We start from the raw sequence: 18,485 nt of genomic DNA on the forward strand, positions 1-18,485 counted from the left end.
ACGCTGTCGCTTCGGCGCCTTGCACTGACGAAAATATCAGACACTCTATCACCGAAACTTACGCAATGCTGTACTAGGAGGAATACATGAGAGAATTGACAGTTAAAGCAGGGGAGAGCGGACAGCGTCTGGATAAATATCTTGCAAAATATCTGAAGGAGGCACCGAAAAGCTTCCTATATAAAATGCTCAGAAAGAAGAATATCACACTGAACGGCAGGAAGGCTGACGGCAGTGAGAAGCTTCAGGCAGAGGACCGTATCCGTCTTTTTTTGGCGGAGGAGACACTGGAAAAATTTATGGGCACCCAGGAGGAAATTCACACCTGCCGCCTGGAGGTTATCTATGAGGATTCCCATGTGCTGTTTATCAACAAGCCGGTGGGAATGCTCTCCCAGAAGGCAGATAAGAAGGATATCTCTTTGGTGGAATATCTGACAGGCTACCTTCTGGAAAAGGGTGCCCTGACCAGAGAAGATCTACAGACTTTTCATCCTGCTGTCTGTAACCGTCTGGACCGCAATACAAGCGGCATTGTGGCAGCAGGTAAAACCATAGCCGGCCTGCAGACGCTTTCACGGGCATTTCAAGACAGAAGCCTGCATAAATTTTATCTTGCGCTGGTATCAGGGAAAGTGGAGCATCCATCTTATATAAAAGGGTATCTGTGGAAGAATGAGCGGACCAACAAGGTGACTGTGACAAGAGAACCAAAAAAGGACGCACTTCCCATAGAGACCCGTCTGCGTCCTCTCTCCTGTTCGCCGGAGGGAAAGGCTACCCTTTTGGAGGTGGAACTTTTAACGGGGCGCACCCATCAGATCAGAAGCCATCTGGCCAGTATTGGGCATCCCGTTATTGGGGACATGAAATACGGCAGCAGAGAGATCAACGAAGTATACAGAAAAAAATATCAGGTATCCTCCCAGCTTCTGCACGCATGGAGGATTGAGATGCCGTCTGTTGAGGGAGAGCTTAATTACCTGTCCGGACTTAAGCTGACGGCGGAACTGCCTGCATTATTTAAAAAAGTCATCAAAGGGGAGAAACTGAAATGAGCAAACAGTATATAGGGCCTTCCATTCTGGAAGAACTCTGGGAATATATAAAAATGATAATTTTTGTAGTTGTTGTAGTTTTCATAGTCAACAATGTGCTTTTGATCAATGCTAAGATACCTTCAGAATCCATGGAGGACACGATCATGACTGGTGACCGTATCTTCGGTAACCGTCTGGCATACATAAATAAAGACCCGCAGCGCTTTGACATTGTTATCTTCAAATACCCGGATGATGAGACCCAGCTTTTTATTAAGCGTGTCATCGGACTGCCGGGGGAGACTGTGGAGATCAGGGATGGAAAGGTGTATATTGACGGTTCGGAAACACCTTTGGATGACAGTTTCACACCGGAGCCGCCCCAGGGCAACTGGGGACCGGAAGTTGTGCCGGAAGGCAGTTATTTTATGCTGGGTGACAACAGAAACCGTTCCAAGGATTCCCGTTTTTGGACCAACACCTTTGTAAAGAAAGAAAAGATTCTGGGTAAGGCTGTTCTTCGTTACTTCCCGTCACCAAAGCTGATAAAATAAAGGTAAGGCTGAAAAAACTTAAGCAGCAAAATACCAAGTGAGGAGGAAGGGAGATGGCGACCTGGAATTCCAGAGGCCTGCGCGGTTCCGCGCTGGAGGACTTCATCAATGAGACATGCGAGCGCTACAGGGAAAAGAATCTTGCCCTGATACAGAAAGTCCCCACCCCCATTACACCTGTCCGTATAGACAAGGAGAGCAGACATATCACCCTGGCGTATTTTGAAAAAAAAAGTACAGTGGACTATATCGGAGTGGTACAGGGTATTCCCGTCTGCTTTGATGCAAAAGAGTGTAATACGGATAATTTTCCCCTGCAGAATATCCATGCCCATCAGGTGGAATTTATGGGTGACTTTGAGCGGCAGCAGGGCATTGCGTTTTTGATATTATTTTTTACACACAGGGATGAGCTTTACTATATGCCATATCGGGAAATGCACCGCTTCTGGGTGAGAGGGCAGGAGGGCGGAAGGAAACATTTTAAGTACGAGGAACTGAATCCCGACTGCTTTTTAAAGAGAAACAAAAATTTCCTGGTGCCCTTTTTGGAAGGGGTTGCCTGGGACCTGGACAGCAGAGAAACATAAAAGAGTTGTGCTTTTTCACTTAATAGTGTATACTATACTAAAAGTATGTGTCCGTGAAGAAAGAAATTGAAGTATACAGGTAAAACAGCCGTATCCGTCTTTAATGGCAGATTGGGCTGTTTTTCTAATTCATGACCATAGAACGGCAGTGTGTGTTCTATGGTTGAATGATTTAGGGACAGCATGAAGAAAGAGGTATAAATTGAAAAAAACAGCTAAGAAACAAAACGGACGGGTGAAAATCATTCCCCTGGGAGGACTCGACAAAATCGGAATGAATATCACAGCCATTGAGTATAATGACACGATCCTTGTGATCGACTGCGGGATATCCTTTCCTGACGATGAAATGCTGGGAATCGACAAGGTGATCCCTGATGTGACATATCTGATTGAAAACAAAGAGAAGGTGAAAGGGTTTGTGATCACCCACGGCCATGAAGACCACATCGGCGCACTGCCTTATATCCTGCCGCAGATCAATGTACCGGTCTATGCCACAAGGCTTACCATGGGGCTTATTGAACATAAGCTGGAGGAAGCGAAACTGATGAAAAAGACAAAGCGCAGAGTGGTGAAACAGGGCGGCCAGATTAATCTTGGAGAGATGCGTGTGGAATTTATAAAGACGAACCACAGTATAGCGGGCGCCTCCGCTCTGGCAATCTATACACCTGCGGGTATCATTTTCCATACTGGGGACTTTAAAGTGGATTATACACCTCTGTTCGGGGAAGCCATTGACTTGCAGCGGATGGGTGTTTTAGGAAAGAAAGGGGTTCTGGCCGTGATGTGTGACAGCACCAATGCCATCAGACCGGGATTTACGCCTTCTGAGACAAAGGTTGCAAAGACGTTTGACACGCTCTTTGCGGAAAACAGGACAAACCGGATCATTGTGGCTACCTTCGCATCCAATGTAGACCGTGTCCAGCAGATCATGAATACGGCTTATAAATATGGAAGAAAAGTGATCCTGCAGGGAAGGAGTATGGAAACCGTTATTAAAATAGCGGAGGAACTGGGGTATGTGACCATCCCGGAAAAGACTCTTATTTCCGTAAATGAAATGAACCGCTACCCGGATGAAAAACTGGTGTTCATTACCACGGGGAGCCAGGGGGAGGCTATGGCTGCGCTGTCAAGAATGGCGGATTCCACCCATAAAAAAGTTGTGATTAAGCCTAATGACGCGATCATTTTCAGCTCCACCCCTATTCCGGGAAATGAGAAAGCCGTCTCAAGAATTGTCAATGAACTGGCAAGGAAAGGGGCTGATGTTATCTTCCAGGATACCCATGTGTCAGGCCATGCCTGCCAGGAGGAAATCAAACTGATCTATTCTCTGCTGAAGCCAAAGTATGCCATTCCGGTGCATGGAGAGTACCGCCATCTGATCGCCGGCGGCAATCTGGCAAAAGACTTGGGAACAGAGGAGGACCACGTATTTATCCTGGAAGCAGGAGATGTGCTGGAGCTTTCCGAAGAAACGGGGAAAGTGGTATCAAAAGTTACCGCAAGAGGTGTCTATGTGGATGGCCTTGGCGTGGGGGACGTGGGAAACATTGTACTCAGAGACAGACAGAGCCTTTCAGAAAACGGAGTTATCATTGTATCACTGACCCTGGAGCGGAAAACAGGCAAACTTTTATCAGGTCCGGATATTATTTCCAGAGGTTTTGTGTATGTGAGGGAGTCCGAGGAGCTTATGCGGGAATTAAAGAAGGTGGCATCAAAAGCTATTGAAAAATGTGATAAGCAGAATCACAGAGAGTGGGGACAGATAAAGTCAGAAATAAGAGACAGCCTTGATGATTATTTGTGGAAGAAGATCAAGAGAAGTCCTGTGATCCTGCCTGTTATTATGGAAATATAGGCAGAGACATTGGAAGCAGAGATATCTGACCCCAAAAAGGGAGGGTATATGATATGTGGAAGAGAGCAGAACTGAAAAGGCGGGGAAGAGAGAAACTTCGGAAGAATTACTGGCCGGCTGTTGCGGTTTCACTGGTTTTGGCAGTCATGCTGACGGATATCAGAGGCCCCTACCTGATCCGCGGTAACAAATATAACTGGGTGTCAATCCTGTGGACGGATTTATTGGTTCCATGGGAGATGCGGACAGGAATCGAAAGATTTTTGATCCGGGGCATCCTGTATATCTTGATCTTTGCCGTGATCGAAGTGGGTGGAGCCGTATTTTTCATCAGGAACAGAGAGGAACAGGCTAAAGCGGGCCTGGTATTTTCCGGATTCTTTGAGGGCAGGTATAAAAAATACAGGAAAGGCATGTTCATGGTTCAGCTGGAACTGTTTTTCTGGTTTCTGATGCTTTTTATTCCGGGCATTATAAAAACGTATGCGTTTCGTATGACACCCTATATTCTGGCAGAAGATCCGGATATCAAATTCGAGGAGCTGCTGCAGATCAGCGAGGATATGATGCGCGGACAGAAGTGGAAGGCGTTTCTTCTGGATGTCTCCTTTCTGGGATGGAGGGTGCTGACCATACTATCCTTGGGATTGCTAGGGATTTTTTACACAGGCCCTTATATAGGGGCTGTCAATGCGGAACTGTATGCAGTGCTGAAGGAGGAGCGGATGAAACAATATGACGGGGACCGTATGGCACCGGCAGACGCAGCACAGAAATCATCCTGATGTACTTTGCATGTGAGTCACTGCGTTTCATCCCTTCCATCATGAATAAGAAAACTTTCCAATCCGGCTTTGATAAAGGAATCTATGGTATTTTGTATCTTTCGCCAATCGCCGCACCGGTTGCGGATGGTCAGTTTATTGATGGTGAGACAACCGTTCATCTGAAAATAAAAGACAGCTTCCGCCTGTTCAAAAGTAAGCAGGCTGTGTGACATCAGCCAGGTCACATAGCCTTCTTTATAAATATTAGCTATCTTCTCAATGATTTTGGAGGAAATGATATCATCCAGAAAAAGCACCTGGTATCTGGGGGTGTTGTGGACCTTATGGCAAAAAGGAAATGTGCAGTTGGAAGCAGCACGCCCGGGGCACGTGAGATGTTCCTCCACGCTCTTGGTATCCTCCAGCATTTCCGTCAGAATGTCGTCCAGCACATCATCCATATCATAATAGTGCAGGTAAAAAGTACCTCTGTTAATCTCTGCCAGTTTGCAGATTTCCGTGACCGTGATCTTAGGATAAGCTTTTTTCTCCAGCAGTTTCAGAAAGGTATCCTTGATGACCTGCCGGGTGTATTTTGTGCGCCGGTCTTCTTTTCGTTCTTTCGTTTCCATGAGTGCCTCCGTTGTTATCAGATATCAACAATTTTCCAGATCTGTTGATAAAATGAACAGATTCCTATTATTGATGATTGTAATTTTCATAATTACAATTATAATCAATTATAGAAAGAAATCAACAGGTTGTTCAGAAATTTGGAGGAAAATATATGGGACATGTAATAGCAGTAGCCGGAAAAGGCGGCGTAGGTAAGACAACTTTGTGTGGTCTGCTGATACAGTATTTGTGTGAGAGCGGCAAGAAACCGGTTTTGGCAGTGGATGCAGACGCAAATTCAAATTTAAATGAAGTTCTCGGAGTTGAGACAGAGATCACTTTAGGGGAACTGCGGGAGGAAATAGAGCGCGCGGGAGTTGACAGCCGGTATCAGATCCCGGCAGGTGTGACCAAACAGGACTATCTGGAAATGAGACTGGCCGATGCGATCACAGAGGAAGATGATTATGATCTAATGGTAATGGGACGCAGCCAGGGACAGGGATGTTACTGTTTTGTAAACGGACTGGTCCAGACACAACTTCAGAGACTCCAGAGTCATTATCCCTATATTGTTGTGGACAATGAGGCAGGGATGGAGCATATCAGCCGTGGCATCCTTCCCACCATGCAGACTGCAGTTCTGGTAAGCGACTGTTCCAGACGAGGGGTACAGGCAGCGGGAAGGATCGCACGTCTGATCGAGGAACTGAATTTAAAACCTCAGAAAATGGGGCTGATCGTAAATCGGGCGCCGGAAGGCACACTGGACGCAGGAACCATGGAAGAGATTGAAAAGCAGAACTTAAACCTTCTGGGTGTAGTTCCCCATGATGATATGGTTTACCAATTTGACTGTGATGGCAAGCCTACGGTACAGCTTCCCGGGGACTCACCGGTGCGGGCAGCGCTGAAAGAAATTGTGGAAAAATTAGGGCTGTAAAGATCATTAACGGGTTACAGGGATTTGTCCTGTGATCCGTTTTTTTGTCATTCAGGAAAGTCTTGTGAACATTCCGGGGTAACAAAAATGACGGACCGCTGGAGTTGTACGGTGCATTAAAAGTTGAATCTAACATTTTTGCAAGATACCTGGAAACACTGGGAGGAAGAGAAAAAATAAGTTATAATTATGACAGAAAACAGTGAGAAGGAGCAGAGCAATATGAAGATCATGATAGTGGAAGATGACTTATCCCTGGCCAGAGAAATTTGCCTTCTCTGCAGAAAGTGGGAGTTTGATACAGAATATATCAGAGCTTTTGAACATGTGGAGGAAGAGTTTATGCGCATCAAGCCGGATTTTATCCTCCTTGATATCAATCTGCCTTATCACGACGGATTTTACTGGTGTGAAAAGATCAGAACTATTTCCAATGTGCCGGTCCTGTTTCTCTCCAGCCGGGAGATGAATGCCGATAAAATCATGGCCATGGCATCCGGCGGAGATGATTATATGGAAAAACCCTTTGATCCGGAACTGCTGCTTGTCAAGATCCGTTCCATGATAAGACGTGCCTATGAATACCGGAAAAATGACAGGGAGTATCTGGCTGACGGAGGGTACTATGACAGCGGGGAAGGGGTCTTTACCTATGAAGATCGATCCGTGGAGCTGACAAAGTCTGAAAATAAGATCATGTGTGCCCTGATGGAGTGCAGGGGAAAAGTAGTGGAACGTGAAAAACTGATGCAGCATCTCTGGAACACGGATGAGTTTGTCACAGATGCGTCTCTGACCGTTCTGGTCTCACGGCTTAGAAGCAAGCTTCGGGATATATCAGGCGGAAAGGAGATCATTGGTACCAAAAAAGGAAGGGGATATTATATATTATGAAAACGTATCTGGAGGACAGAATCCCTGCCATACTGCTTTTTTTCGTGGCGTTTTTGTTTGTCAATCTGTATTTCGGTGTTATCTGTGCCACCAGGGTAAACATAAGTGATCTGCTTTATCTGGATGTTATAGGGACGGTGCTTGCTGTGACCGTTTTTCTGGCTGACTACAGAAAATACAGAAGGTTATGCAGAACGCTTGCCTGTGAGCAGGATATACCGAAAGAAGAGATAAAAAAGCTGTTGGGGCACCAGCCTTATGAGATATGGTGCCGGAGAAAGGAAGCAGATGAGGAAAAGATACAAAGTCTCTATAATGAAATACTGGAACTGAGTGATTATATTACCCTTTGGGCACATGAAGTAAAGCTGCCCCTCTCTGCCCTGCGGCTGATGAATGAGAGAAATCAGGACAGGGTTTTGCAGGAGGAAATGCGGGATTCCCTGGAGCGGATACAGCAGTATCTCAACACCATGCTGATGAGCAGTAAGCTGAAAAAGCCGGAGAATGACATAAAGCTTGAAAAAGTCAGTCTCAAAGAAGCCGCTGCGGAGGCTGTAAAAAATCATTCTTACTTTCTGATACGCCATAATTTTGCCATAGAGATGCATAGAAAGGATATTGCTGTCTACACCGACCGCAGATGGCTGGTGTATATGCTGGACCAGATGATCGGCAACGCGGTCAAATACCGGGGAGAAACGCCTGCGCTCACCTTCGGCGCTGAGACTGCTTCGCCGGGAAGTACGGATTTCTGGATCCAGGATAATGGCTGCGGCATATCCGGTGAGGAACTACCCTATATTTTTGACAAAGGCTTTATTGGAAGCAGTCAGAGGAATGGCAGCTACCGTTCCACAGGGATGGGACTGTACTTTGTAAAACAGACAGCAGACAGGTTGGGGATAGGGATCAGGGCATCTTCATGGGAAAACAATACCAGGTTCACTTTTACCTTTCAGAATGATGCGGAGCATTTTTTCCTGGAGGAAGCAGAGCAAACCTTGCAGAAATGTTAGAAACAGAGGAAAGGTGTTAGACAGATGCAAGGATTTCCCGCTCCTGTTTTGCTACAATCAGAATGTAAAGAAAAACGTAACGATTCAGTAGGTCTGCGCATTCCCTGCGCTGACCGTAAGAAAGTGTACCACGGCCAAGTAAAAATCCCATCGCCAAAGGCGGTTTTACATGGATTTTTGCCTGCAACTGTGAGGGTACTGAACCGTTACAGAAAAGCAAAGGAGCTGAGGAAATGAAAAAAATAGTAGAAATAAAAAATTTAACAAAGACTTATGGCCGCAAAGGGTATGAATCAATCGTGCTGAAAGATGTGACCATGGATATCTACGAACATGATTTTATTGCGATCATGGGACCAAGTGGTGCCGGAAAATCCACCCTATTGAATCTGCTGTCAACTCTGGACAAACCTTCCAGAGGACAGATCATCCTGGACGGGGCCGATGTGACAAGGGTTGGAAACCGGCAGCTCTCTGAGATCCGCAGGGATAAGATTGGATTTATTTTTCAGGAGTATAATCTTCTGGACAACATGACACTGCAGGACAACATCGCACTTCCGCTGTCTCTGAATGGGAAAAAGAGCAAAGATATTCTGGAGAAAGTGGACAGAATGGCAGATATGTTCGGCCTGTCCGCCCATCTGAACAAATACCCATACCAGCTCTCCGGGGGCCAGAAACAGCGCGGTGCCAGTGCCAGGGCATTGATCACAGAGCCGCGGATACTCTTTGCCGATGAGCCTACAGGAGCGCTGGATTCCCATTCCAGCCGGGATCTGCTCTCCAGCCTGAAAGCTGCCAATGACTCAGGAAAAGCCACGATTCTTATGGTAACACATGATGCCTACACAGCCAGCTACGCAAAACAGGTATATTTTCTAAGTGACGGGCAGATTCAGTGCAGGCTGAACAACAAGGAGGACAGAAAGCTTTTCTATGATGAGATTCTGAAACTTCTGGCGTCTATGGGAGGTGAGAGGGAATGAGTCTGATTCGGCTGACTGTGTCAAATTTTAAACGGAATCTCAGAAATTACCTTTCTCTGGTCCTGGCGCTGGCATTCTCTGTGTTTGTGTTTTTTAACTTCCAGTGTGTCCTATATTCAGATTCCATGACGGTACTGAACACCTATAATAAAGAGTATATAGACTTGATCGTGAGAGCATTATCCGTGATATTCGGTGTGTTTTTATTTTTCTTTATCTGGTATGCTACCAATGTATTTTTGAATCAGCGGAAAAAAGAGATCGGCATTTATATATTCATGGGGCTGGACAACAAGAGGATCGGAAAAATGTATGCTCTGGAGGCTTTATTCTCCGGACTGTTTTCCCTGGCAGCGGGACTGGGAGCCGGTGTTGTATTTTCAAAGTTCTTCCAGATGATGCTGCTGCGCATTTCAGATATCAGCGTGGATATTAAATTCTCCTTTTCTTTGAAGCCTGTGCTTGTGACATCCGGCGTCTTCATGGCAATTTATGGTCTTATGGTCTTGAAAGGATATGTATCCCTTGTAAGAAGCAGTGTATTGGATATGCTTTCGGGTGCGAAACAAAAGGAGATGAAGCCGGAACCGGTCGTTCTGACAGCTTTTAAGATCATTCTGGGTGTGGGTGTTTTGGGGGCAGGGTATTACTGCGCGGTTAAGACCGGTGATATTGACAGTCTCGGCTATGCCCTGGCTGCGGTTATCCTGGTCATTGCCGGCACCTATTTCTTGTACGGAGGCCTGATCCCCTGGCTGGTCAGAAGACTTACAAAAAACAAGCAGTATCTCTATCAAAAGCAGAGAAATCTGTGGATGAACAACCTGGCTTTCCGTCTGAAGCGAAATTACAGAACCTATGCCATCGTGACAGTGCTTATGATCTGTTCTGTGACAGTCCTGGGAAGTTCCATGGCTCTGAAACAGAGGTATGAAAGGTCGGAACATTTCAGGACCACGTACACCTGTCAGATCGTAGCTGCAAAAGAGGCGGACGTGGATGAGATACAGAAAGGGATAGAGGAGGAGAATCAGGTAAAGTACAGAAGCAGTATCCCCATTCTGGCTCTTGACCCGGAAAAACTCCATTCAAAATATGTGAGTGCCAATTACGGCATCACTTCAGAATCTGCCTTAAAAAAAGCTGCCGAGGAATCCGGCCTTTCCTATGAATATGCAAAACTGAAAGACGATGAATGTATTCACCTGACCCATATTATGCTCATGAGCTTCATGCCGGAAGAAAATGAAACGGTAACCATCGGTGACCGGGAGTTCAGACAAATCGCGGAGAGTGATGTTCCATATCTGGGAGATCTGCAGAATGGTCTGAGTGTCTATGTGGTGAGCGATGCCCAATATGAAAATCTGAAGCACCTGGGAGAAGTCATGTATATATACAGCTTTAAATTCCAGGATCCTGACAATCTGGAAGCTTCGGTGCCTTATCTTAAATCTCTGGCAAAGACGGACAAAGAGAGATTTGTAGGTGTCAATCTGATCCGCACAGAAGATAAGGAAGGGGCCTGGGTGCGTGTTATGTACTCCCTCTGTGTATTCATGTTCGCGACGTTTATCCTGGCCTGCGGAAGTATTATCTTTATCAAACTGAACAATGAGGCGGCGGAAGATGCGGAGCGCTACAAAGTGCTGCAGAAAATAGGGATCCAGCGGGGAACCCTTTATAAATCCATGAAAAATGAGATTCGTTTCACTTACTACTGTCCCTTTGTCCTTATGGTATTGACTTCTTATTTTGCCATCCATGCGGTGGGTACTGTAATGAAAGAGGATCTGTTTAGGATCAATGTATACAGCGCAGCCGCTATCTTGCTTATATTCAGTATCATTTATTTTATATCCGTCCATGCATTCAGGAAAAAAGTGTTGGATTAAAAACAGGAAGAAAAAGATGCGGCGCCCCATTAGTTAAAAATGGGGTGCCGCATTTAGGCATGAAGAGCCAAAAAACAGGAAGATGTTTTAGTATTTTCCATACCGGTCAACCGCTTCTAAGAGGGCTTCCATATTCTCTTCAGGACAGTCCTCCAGGGAGTAGCCGGTTGTGAATAAGTAGCCACCGCCGGGGGCCATGATCTCCAGATGTTTTTTCACTTCTTCTCTGATACGTTCCGGTGTGCCGTACCTTACCGTATATACCGGGAAGCCGCCCATAAGACAGGCTGTATCCCCCAGTTCTTTTTTTGCCAATCTTAAATCTACGTTCTCAAAATGGTAAACCACCTTGTTCTTTGGCACCTCTTTGAGGTATGTCAGCCTTGTATTATAAGCGCCTTCTGTATAGACTACAGGTGTGATATTGTGGTCGATCAGCGCAAGGATCCATTTCTGCAGGTAAGGCCAGTACAGCTCTTTGTAATCCGTCTCACTGATAAAATTGTCGAATCCTTTGTGCAGCATGACCCATGCGTATCTGCTGCCGGTTGCCTGACAGAATCCAAGGCTCTGCTTTATATGCAGATCTGCAAAAATATCAAGTGCATGTTTAACATTGTCCCGTTCTTCAATCAAATCCGGCATCATGCCAAAAGTTCCTCTCAAGGTATCGCCAAGCATATCAAAAGCCGTGGCAGAACCTCCGCCCATGATGGAATAGTAGCCAAGTCCCCTGAGCTTTTTGTCATACGTTCCAATAACCGCATTCATTTTCTGCGCCTCTTCAGCGGCGGCTAAAAGACGCTTATAAACATGGACAGCCTGGGGAGATGTGAGCATCTGCTGGGCGCCTCCCACGATCAGATCATAATAATCCAGGTCAGCCAGCGGTTCAAAGATCTCCATGGTACGGGGCAGGTGCTTTGTCAGCCAGAATCCTGCCGGGTCCCTGAAAAATTCATCGTATTCCCCGTCCTTTAAGGTGGGGAATTCTATAAATTGATAGGTGTTGTTTTCGTCCAGGCCTTTGGGGTCGCCGGGCCAGCGGGCATTTTTCATACCCAGATTTTCCAGGACCTTTGCGGCAGGGGTGAAACTGCTGATGCTCCCGGTATCTGTGTAAGCGTATTTTTCATAGAAGGCCAGCATGGCACGGCAGGCCTTTTCATGGTCAACCATACTCTCGGCCATTGTGATCCCCGCCTTGTGAAGAGGGTAGGTGCCCACTAAAAGCGTGTTTGGCACCTTATCCGGTTCCCGGTTTGAGACGGCTGTTTCTACACGTTTTTTTCTTTCTTCATAAAGTTTTTCATGATCTGTCATTCGTATTTCCTCCTTTCCCATGAGGAGCAGACATTATTATTTATATGAAGAGTATACCATTGTACTTGGCAGACTTCTACAGCCGGGATACACAAGTCTTGACTTTTTCCGGACGGTTTTTTTGTATGGAACGTACAGAGGTCAAGAGTGTATTGGAATGAATTTTCAAACAAACTCTAGTACAGCATTGCGTAGATAGCGAGTGCTATATCACAGGAATTTACGCAACGTTGTACTAGTACAGCGTTGTGCAAATACCAGTGAATTCAGCACCCGCTATCTACGCCAGGAGCACGCCTGCAAAGCTAGTCGTAGCGCCCACTACGCCGTCGCTTTGCAGACGCACACCTGACGCAGATATCAGGCACTGACTTCACTGGTATTTACGCAACGCTGTACTAGCTTCATGTTCCGGACAGAAAACACCTTTTGGGCAGCAGTTGTGTATAGCAGCGGGAAATCTGCAAAAAATGTTAACAGAACCGTATCAAACAGTGGCAGTGATCAGAAAAAAGGAACGGAGAGTTTCATGGACAGAGAAGAAAATATAAATGAAATTTTAGCTTATTACAGCAGCAGAAAAGACAAAAAAGAGCAGGAAATGATAGTGGCAATGTTAAGGGAACTGCAGGAAATCTGTGGCGGGATCAGCCCGGCACTCCAGGAGAGGGCAGCATCTGCGGCAGGTGTGAAGAGATCGGTGGTGCAGTATCTGGTGCGGATGTACTCTGGCTTAAAAGAAACACCCTATGAGCACACCGTCACGGTCTGTACAGGGAAAAGATGCAGAGACAAGGGAGGGGCAGCCGTTTTACAGGCTGTGAGGAACGAGCTGGGAATTAAAAAAGAAGGGATATCCGCGGACGGGAATGTATATCTGAATGTACGCGGCTGCCTGAGAAACTGTGGAAAATCCCCTAATCTTCTCATTGACGGGAAGATGTTTTCCGGTGTCAAACCGGACCAGATAGGCGAAATTTTCAAAAAATGTTTTTGAATCTCATGTGCTTTTTGCATAATCCGAGCAGATTTCACAAAAGATAGCTAAATAAGGAATGAAATTGAAAGGACGAAAGATTATGGAAGAGTTCGGGATAAAAACATCCATACATTTTGGCAAAAATGCATTGGAATATTTAAAGAAACTGCAGGGTGCCGGGATATTCATTGTTACTGACCCTTTTATGGTGGAGTCAGGGCTTGTGGAGAATATCACCAGGTACCTGAAAGCAGGCAGTTATACCATCTTCAGCAATGTGGTTCCCGACCCGCCCCTTGAACTGGTGATTGAAGGTGTCAAAGAAGTGATAAAGCAAAAGCCTGACACCTTGATCGCCCTGGGCGGAGGGTCTGCCATTGATGAGGCAAAGGCTATCATGCATTTTTCCAGGCAGATCGGGAATCTGCCGGATATGGAGTTTATTGCAGTTCCAACCACCAGCGGAACCGGTTCGGAGGTCACATCCTTTGCCGTGATCACAGACCGGGAGAAGGGAATCAAATATCCTTTGGTAGATTCATCACTATTGCCGGACACAGCCATTCTGGATGCCAGTCTTGTGAAAAGTGTTCCGAAATCCGTGGTGGCGGACACCGGTATGGATGTGCTGACCCATGCGCTGGAGGCTTACGTCTCCACAAAGGCCAACGCATTTACCGATGCGCTGGCGGAGAAGGCGGCGGTGACGGTTCTGCGGTATCTGGTTCGCTCTTATACGAATCCGGAGGACGCAAGGGCAAGGGAGGAGATGCATAATGCCTCCTGTATGGCAGGGCTGGCTTTTGACAAAACATCTTTGGGAGTGAACCATGCCATTGCCCATAACATCGGAGGCAAATTTAAGGTGCCTCACGGCAGGACAAATGCCGTCCTACTTCCCTATGTGGTGGAATTCAATGCGGATATGACAGAGTTCAATCCCAGGGAATACACTCCGGCAGCCGAAAAGTATGCGGCGATCGCCCAACTGGCAGGTTTCGGAGGCGGCAATGTGCGGGCCGGGGTAAAGAATCTCATTCGTGAGATCAGGAAAATGCAGGAACAGTTGAAAATGCCTGCAGGACTGAAAGACTGCGGTGTTTTACCTGAGGAGTACCAGAAGCAGAAAGATGCTGTGGCACAGGGGGCTTTGTCAGATGCCTGTATCCGGACAAATCCCAGAAAGGTTTCCCGGGAAGATATCTTGGAGATTTTAAAACGGGCATATCAGGGAATGCGCTGATACAGCCGGAGTAAGGAGTGCTGCGGATATGGAAGTGAAAGAAAAACAGAGGATCATACAGGAATTTGTTCCGGGAAAACAGATAACCCTGGCCCACGTCATAGCCGGTCCTGACCCGGCCATCTATGTGAAGCTGGGGCTGGAACCGGAACAGATGGACGCCATCGGAATCCTGACCATCACACCCAGTGAGGGGGCGATCATTGCTGCGGATATAGCCACAAAAGCCTCAGATATCACACTGGGCTTTATTGACCGGTTCAGCGGGGCACTGGTGTTCACCGGAGATATCAGTTCTGTGGAGGCGGCAGTGAAGGAAATTCTGGAAACCATGGAAGAACAGCTTGGATTTGCAAAGGCCCCAGTGACCAGAACGTGAGAAGAGGAGCAAGGCAGTGAAAAAAGTCATTTTTATGGGGCAGAGCGGCTGTGGCAAGACGACGCTGTGTCAGAAGCTGAACGAGGAAGAGATCCGATATAAAAAGACACAGGCTGTGGAACAGTATGGAGAATCCATAGATACCCCGGGAGAATATCTGGAGAACCGTCATTTTTACAATGCTCTGATCATGACTGCGGTGGATGCGGGTATCATCGCCTTGGTAGCTGACCCCACATCAGAATACCGGGCGATCCCTCCCGGATTTGCGGGTGTTTTTGGAAAAAAAGTGATTGGAGTTGTCACAAAAATAAAGCAGGCGGGTGGGGAACAGATCAAGAAAGCGGAAAGACAGTTAAAGGAGGCAGGGGTAAGCCGGATCTTTTTGGTGGACACACCGGACGGCACAGGGATTGGAGAACTGTCAGAATTTCTGAACCGGGAAAGGGGAGCAAAATGAAAGAAGAACTATTAAGTGTGGGTATTGACTTGGGCACCAGCACCACGCAGCTTATTTTTTCCAGGCTGACAGTGGAGAATATGGCAACCAGTTATACGGTTCCCCGGATGGTGATAACAAAAAAAGAGATTCAGTACAAAAGTGATATTTATTTTACACCGCTGCTTGACCAAACCAGAATAGACTTTGGCAAAGTCCGGGAGATCGTAGAGAGAGAATATGAGAAAGCAGGCGTAAGAAAAGAGGAGATTGACACCGGGGCTGTGATCATCACAGGAGAGACAGCCCGAAAAGAAAATGCCAGTGAGGTGATCCACGCGCTCAGTGGATTTGCCGGTGATTTTGTGGTTGCCACGGCAGGGCCGGATTTGGAGAGTGTTATTTCCGGAAAAGGCGCGGGTACTGATCTCTATTCAAAGGAGCACCACCTGACAGCAGTAAATATAGATATCGGCGGCGGAACCAGCAACCTGGCGGTATTTAAACGGGGAGATACAGTAGATACCGGCTGTCTGGATATTGGAGGCAGGCTGGTTAAGATTGACAAAGATACCGGACGGATCATATATATCGCACCTAAAATACAGAAGATCATTGATGCAGAAGGATGGGAATTGAGAATCGGGACCATTGCCAGCGAAAATCTTCTGAAACCGCTTTTAATACAGATGACGGAGATACTGGAACAGAGTGTGGGGCTGCGCAGAGACAATCCTTATTATGAAATGATGATCACGAACCAGGGGATTGATCTGTCGGGAGAGACTGCCTGTATCAGTTTTTCCGGCGGGGTAGCGGATGCGGTCTATCATCCGGAAAAATTCAGGGAACCCTTTATGTTCGGCGATATAGGTGTGCTGCTGGGGCGGGCTATCCGGGAGTCAAAATTGTTTCAGGATCTGCAGGTCATTGAGAGCGCGGAGACCATTCGTGCCACCGTGGTAGGGGCCGGAAGCCATACAACTGACATAAGCGGCAGTACGATCACTTACACAAAGGAGCTGTTTCCGGTGAAGAACCTTCCCGTTTTGAAACTGAGCGAGGAGGAGAGCAGTCCAAAAGCCATGGGAAATGCCATCAGAAAAAAGCTGGAGTGGTTTATGGTGGAGGGCAGCATACAACAGGCAGCCATTGCATTTACGGGTGAAAACAATCCCAGTTTTTCCCGGATACAGGAATATGCAAAGGCTCTTCTGGAAGGCATGGAACCTCTTTTACATGCCAATCTGCCTCTGATCGTAGTTGTGGAAAATGATATGGCAAAGGTCCTGGGGCAGACCATGTATCACCTTCTGGAATGGAAGAAGGAAGTCATTTGTCTGGACGGCATCCATCTGGCGGAGGGAGAGTATATTGACATTGGCAGACCCATTGCGGAGGGAAGCGTACTCCCTGTGGTGGTCAAGACATTGGTATTTCATAAATGATAGAAAGTATGTTCCGCGCACTTTCAATCGTCATGAATAAAAAATAACAGGAATCATGTGAACCGTAGCAAACAGAAGAAAGGAAGAAGCCATGATTTTAAAAACGAAATTATTTGGACACGTTTATGCTTTTCAGTCATTAAAAGAAGTAATGGCAAAAGCCAACGAGGAAAAATCCGGAGACAAGCTGGCAGGCCTTGCGGCGGAGTCGGCCGAGGAACGGGTAGCAGCCAAAATCGTGTTATCCCAGATCACACTGGAAGATCTGCGGAACAATCCGGCTGTGCCTTATGAGACAGATGAGGTGACTAGGATCATCCAGGATGACATCAGCGAACCTATTTACAATGAGATCAAAAGAATGACTGTCTCAGAACTCCGTGAGTGGATTCTGGATGAGGAGACCACAGGGGAAATGATCCGCCGGGTATCCCGGGGACTGACATCGGAAATGGTGGCTGCTGTTGCGAAAATCATGTCCAATCTGGACTTGGTATACGGAGCCAGAAAAATCCGTGTCACAGCACACTGTAATACCACCATCGGTGAGGAGGGGACCTTGTCCTCACGTCTTCAGCCGAATCACCCTACCGATGACCCGGACGGTATTATGGCGTCTCTTTTGGAGGGACTTACCTATGGCGCAGGGGACGCCCTTTTGGGGCTGAATCCGGTGGATGACTCTGCCGAGAGTGTTGCCAGGGTACTGCACCGTTTTGAGGAAGTAAAACAAAAACATCAGATTCCCACCCAGACCTGTGTGCTGGCGCATGTGACTACTCAGATGGAGGCCATCAGGAAAGGGGCACCTGCGGATTTGATCTTCCAGTCTATTGCCGGTTCAGAGATGGGAAACACAGCGTTTGGCTTTAACGCAGCTACCATTGAGGAGGCCCGCCATCTTGCGCTGACAAAGGGAACTGCCCAGGGGCCGAATGTGATGTACTTTGAGACCGGGCAGGGCTCAGAGCTGTCCTCCGAAGCCCACCACGATACAGACCAGGTGACCATGGAGGCCAGATGTTATGGATTTGCCCGCCATTTCTCACCGTTTCTGGTCAATACGGTTGTGGGGTTCATCGGACCGGAATATTTGTATGACGGACGGCAGGTGAACCGTGCCGGGCTGGAGGACCATTTCATGGGGAAACTCTCCGGTATTCCCATGGGATGCGATGCCTGCTATACCAATCACATGAAGGCAGACCAGAACACCATAGAGGATCTGTCAGTACTTCTGACCGCTGCCGGCTGTAATTATTTTATGGGAATCCCACACGGGGATGATGTGATGCTCAACTATCAGACAACCGGTTTTCATGAGACCGCGGCACTTCGTGAGATATTCGGCCTGACCGCTATTAAACCATTCCACAAGTGGCTGATGAAGATGGGATATGTGGACGAAAAGGGACATCTGACCGCCAGAGCAGGAGATGCATCCACATTGTTTGTTTAATCGTAACTATCTTACCAGAAGGAGGACTTATCA

18 protein-coding genes are annotated in these 18,485 nt (G+C 47.0%); 16 read left to right on the plus strand and 2 right to left on the minus strand.

The genetic code is table 11. From position 1 onward, the window contains the following. Positions 1-86 precede the first annotated feature (86 nt). The 5 genes from CI595_RS08810 to CI595_RS08830 all read left to right on the plus strand — a co-directional run bounded on the left by CI595_RS08810 (position 87) and on the right by CI595_RS08830 (position 4,845). Complete coding sequence (locus tag CI595_RS08810; RefSeq protein ID WP_095172885.1) at positions 87-1,058, plus strand: RluA family pseudouridine synthase; 972 nt, start codon at positions 87-89, stop codon at positions 1,056-1,058. After that, positions 1,055-1,594, plus strand: a complete 540-nt coding sequence (lepB, locus tag CI595_RS08815) for a signal peptidase I (protein ID WP_095172886.1) — start codon at positions 1,055-1,057, stop codon at positions 1,592-1,594. The genes CI595_RS08810 and lepB overlap by 4 nt, the downstream gene beginning before the upstream one ends. A gap of 53 nt (positions 1,595-1,647) precedes the next feature. Continuing rightward, positions 1,648-2,184, plus strand: coding sequence for a Holliday junction resolvase RecU (locus CI595_RS08820; protein ID WP_095172887.1), 537 nt, complete (start codon positions 1,648-1,650; stop codon positions 2,182-2,184). A 202-nt stretch (positions 2,185-2,386) separates the two neighbouring features. Further along, positions 2,387-4,060, plus strand: a complete 1,674-nt coding sequence (locus CI595_RS08825) for a ribonuclease J (protein ID WP_095172888.1) — start codon at positions 2,387-2,389, stop codon at positions 4,058-4,060. Between the two features lie 53 nt (positions 4,061-4,113). After that, positions 4,114-4,845 carry a DUF975 family protein gene (locus CI595_RS08830; protein WP_095172889.1) on the plus strand — a complete coding sequence of 244 codons (732 nt, stop codon included), beginning with the start codon at positions 4,114-4,116 and terminating at the stop codon, positions 4,843-4,845. Between the two features lie 17 nt (positions 4,846-4,862). Here the strand turns inward: CI595_RS08830 and CI595_RS08835 are convergent, their stop codons facing one another. Beyond that, positions 4,863-5,459: a TetR/AcrR family transcriptional regulator gene (locus CI595_RS08835; protein WP_095172890.1), complete on the minus strand. Its 597-nt coding sequence runs from the start codon at positions 5,457-5,459 to the stop codon at positions 4,863-4,865. Positions 5,460-5,614: 155 nt separating this feature from the next. On the opposite strand from CI595_RS08835, the gene CI595_RS08840 reads away from it, so the two are divergent. The 5 genes from CI595_RS08840 (at position 5,615) to CI595_RS08865 (ending at position 11,182) form a co-directional block, all read left to right on the plus strand. Next, a complete protein-coding gene (locus CI595_RS08840; RefSeq protein ID WP_095172891.1) occupies positions 5,615-6,385 on the plus strand; it encodes an ATP-binding protein in 771 nt (256 codons plus the stop codon). Positions 6,386-6,607: 222 nt separating this feature from the next. Continuing rightward, the gene (locus CI595_RS08845) at positions 6,608-7,279 is read left to right on the plus strand and encodes a response regulator transcription factor (RefSeq protein ID WP_095173251.1); all 672 of its coding nucleotides are present in this window, start codon (positions 6,608-6,610) and stop codon (positions 7,277-7,279) included. Beyond that, positions 7,276-8,298: a sensor histidine kinase gene (locus CI595_RS08850; RefSeq protein WP_095172892.1), complete on the plus strand. Its 1,023-nt coding sequence runs from the start codon at positions 7,276-7,278 to the stop codon at positions 8,296-8,298. Before CI595_RS08845 ends, CI595_RS08850 begins: the two co-directional genes overlap by 4 nt. Positions 8,299-8,531: 233 nt before the next feature. After that, positions 8,532-9,287 (plus strand): ABC transporter ATP-binding protein, encoded by a 756-nt coding sequence (locus CI595_RS08860; protein WP_095172894.1) that lies wholly within the window; start codon positions 8,532-8,534, stop codon positions 9,285-9,287. Next, entirely contained in the window at positions 9,284-11,182 is a 1,899-nt protein-coding gene (locus CI595_RS08865; RefSeq protein WP_095172895.1) for an FtsX-like permease family protein, read from the plus strand. Before CI595_RS08860 ends, CI595_RS08865 begins: the two co-directional genes overlap by 4 nt. A gap of 87 nt (positions 11,183-11,269) precedes the next feature. Here the strand turns inward: CI595_RS08865 and CI595_RS08870 are convergent, their stop codons facing one another. Further along, positions 11,270-12,505, minus strand: coding sequence for a uroporphyrinogen decarboxylase family protein (locus CI595_RS08870; RefSeq protein ID WP_162291836.1), 1,236 nt, complete (start codon positions 12,503-12,505; stop codon positions 11,270-11,272). Between the two features lie 529 nt (positions 12,506-13,034). On the opposite strand from CI595_RS08870, the gene CI595_RS08880 reads away from it, so the two are divergent. The 6 genes from CI595_RS08880 (at position 13,035) to CI595_RS08905 (ending at position 18,452) form a co-directional block, all read left to right on the plus strand. Continuing rightward, entirely contained in the window at positions 13,035-13,502 is a 468-nt protein-coding gene (locus CI595_RS08880; RefSeq protein ID WP_104805503.1) for an NADH-quinone oxidoreductase subunit NuoE family protein, read from the plus strand. An 82-nt stretch (positions 13,503-13,584) separates the two neighbouring features. Then, positions 13,585-14,727, plus strand: a complete 1,143-nt coding sequence (locus tag CI595_RS08885; protein ID WP_095172898.1) for a 1-propanol dehydrogenase PduQ — start codon at positions 13,585-13,587, stop codon at positions 14,725-14,727. 28 nt (positions 14,728-14,755) lie between these two features. After that, positions 14,756-15,106 carry a BMC domain-containing protein gene (locus CI595_RS08890; RefSeq protein ID WP_171285709.1) on the plus strand — a complete coding sequence of 117 codons (351 nt, stop codon included), beginning with the start codon at positions 14,756-14,758 and terminating at the stop codon, positions 15,104-15,106. Positions 15,107-15,122: 16 nt separating this feature from the next. Beyond that, complete coding sequence (locus CI595_RS08895) at positions 15,123-15,566, plus strand: EutP/PduV family microcompartment system protein (protein ID WP_095172899.1); 444 nt, start codon at positions 15,123-15,125, stop codon at positions 15,564-15,566. Then, positions 15,563-16,993 (plus strand): ethanolamine ammonia-lyase reactivating factor EutA, encoded by a 1,431-nt coding sequence (eutA, locus tag CI595_RS08900; protein ID WP_095172900.1) that lies wholly within the window; start codon positions 15,563-15,565, stop codon positions 16,991-16,993. Before CI595_RS08895 ends, eutA begins: the two co-directional genes overlap by 4 nt. 91 nt (positions 16,994-17,084) lie before the next feature. Continuing rightward, a complete protein-coding gene (locus CI595_RS08905; RefSeq protein WP_065541601.1) occupies positions 17,085-18,452 on the plus strand; it encodes an ethanolamine ammonia-lyase subunit EutB in 1,368 nt (455 codons plus the stop codon). Positions 18,453-18,485 lie beyond the last annotated feature (33 nt).

The sequence above is a fragment of the Blautia hominis genome, assembly GCA_002270465.1.
Lineage (GTDB): Bacteria > Bacillota > Clostridia > Lachnospirales > Lachnospiraceae > Blautia > Blautia hominis.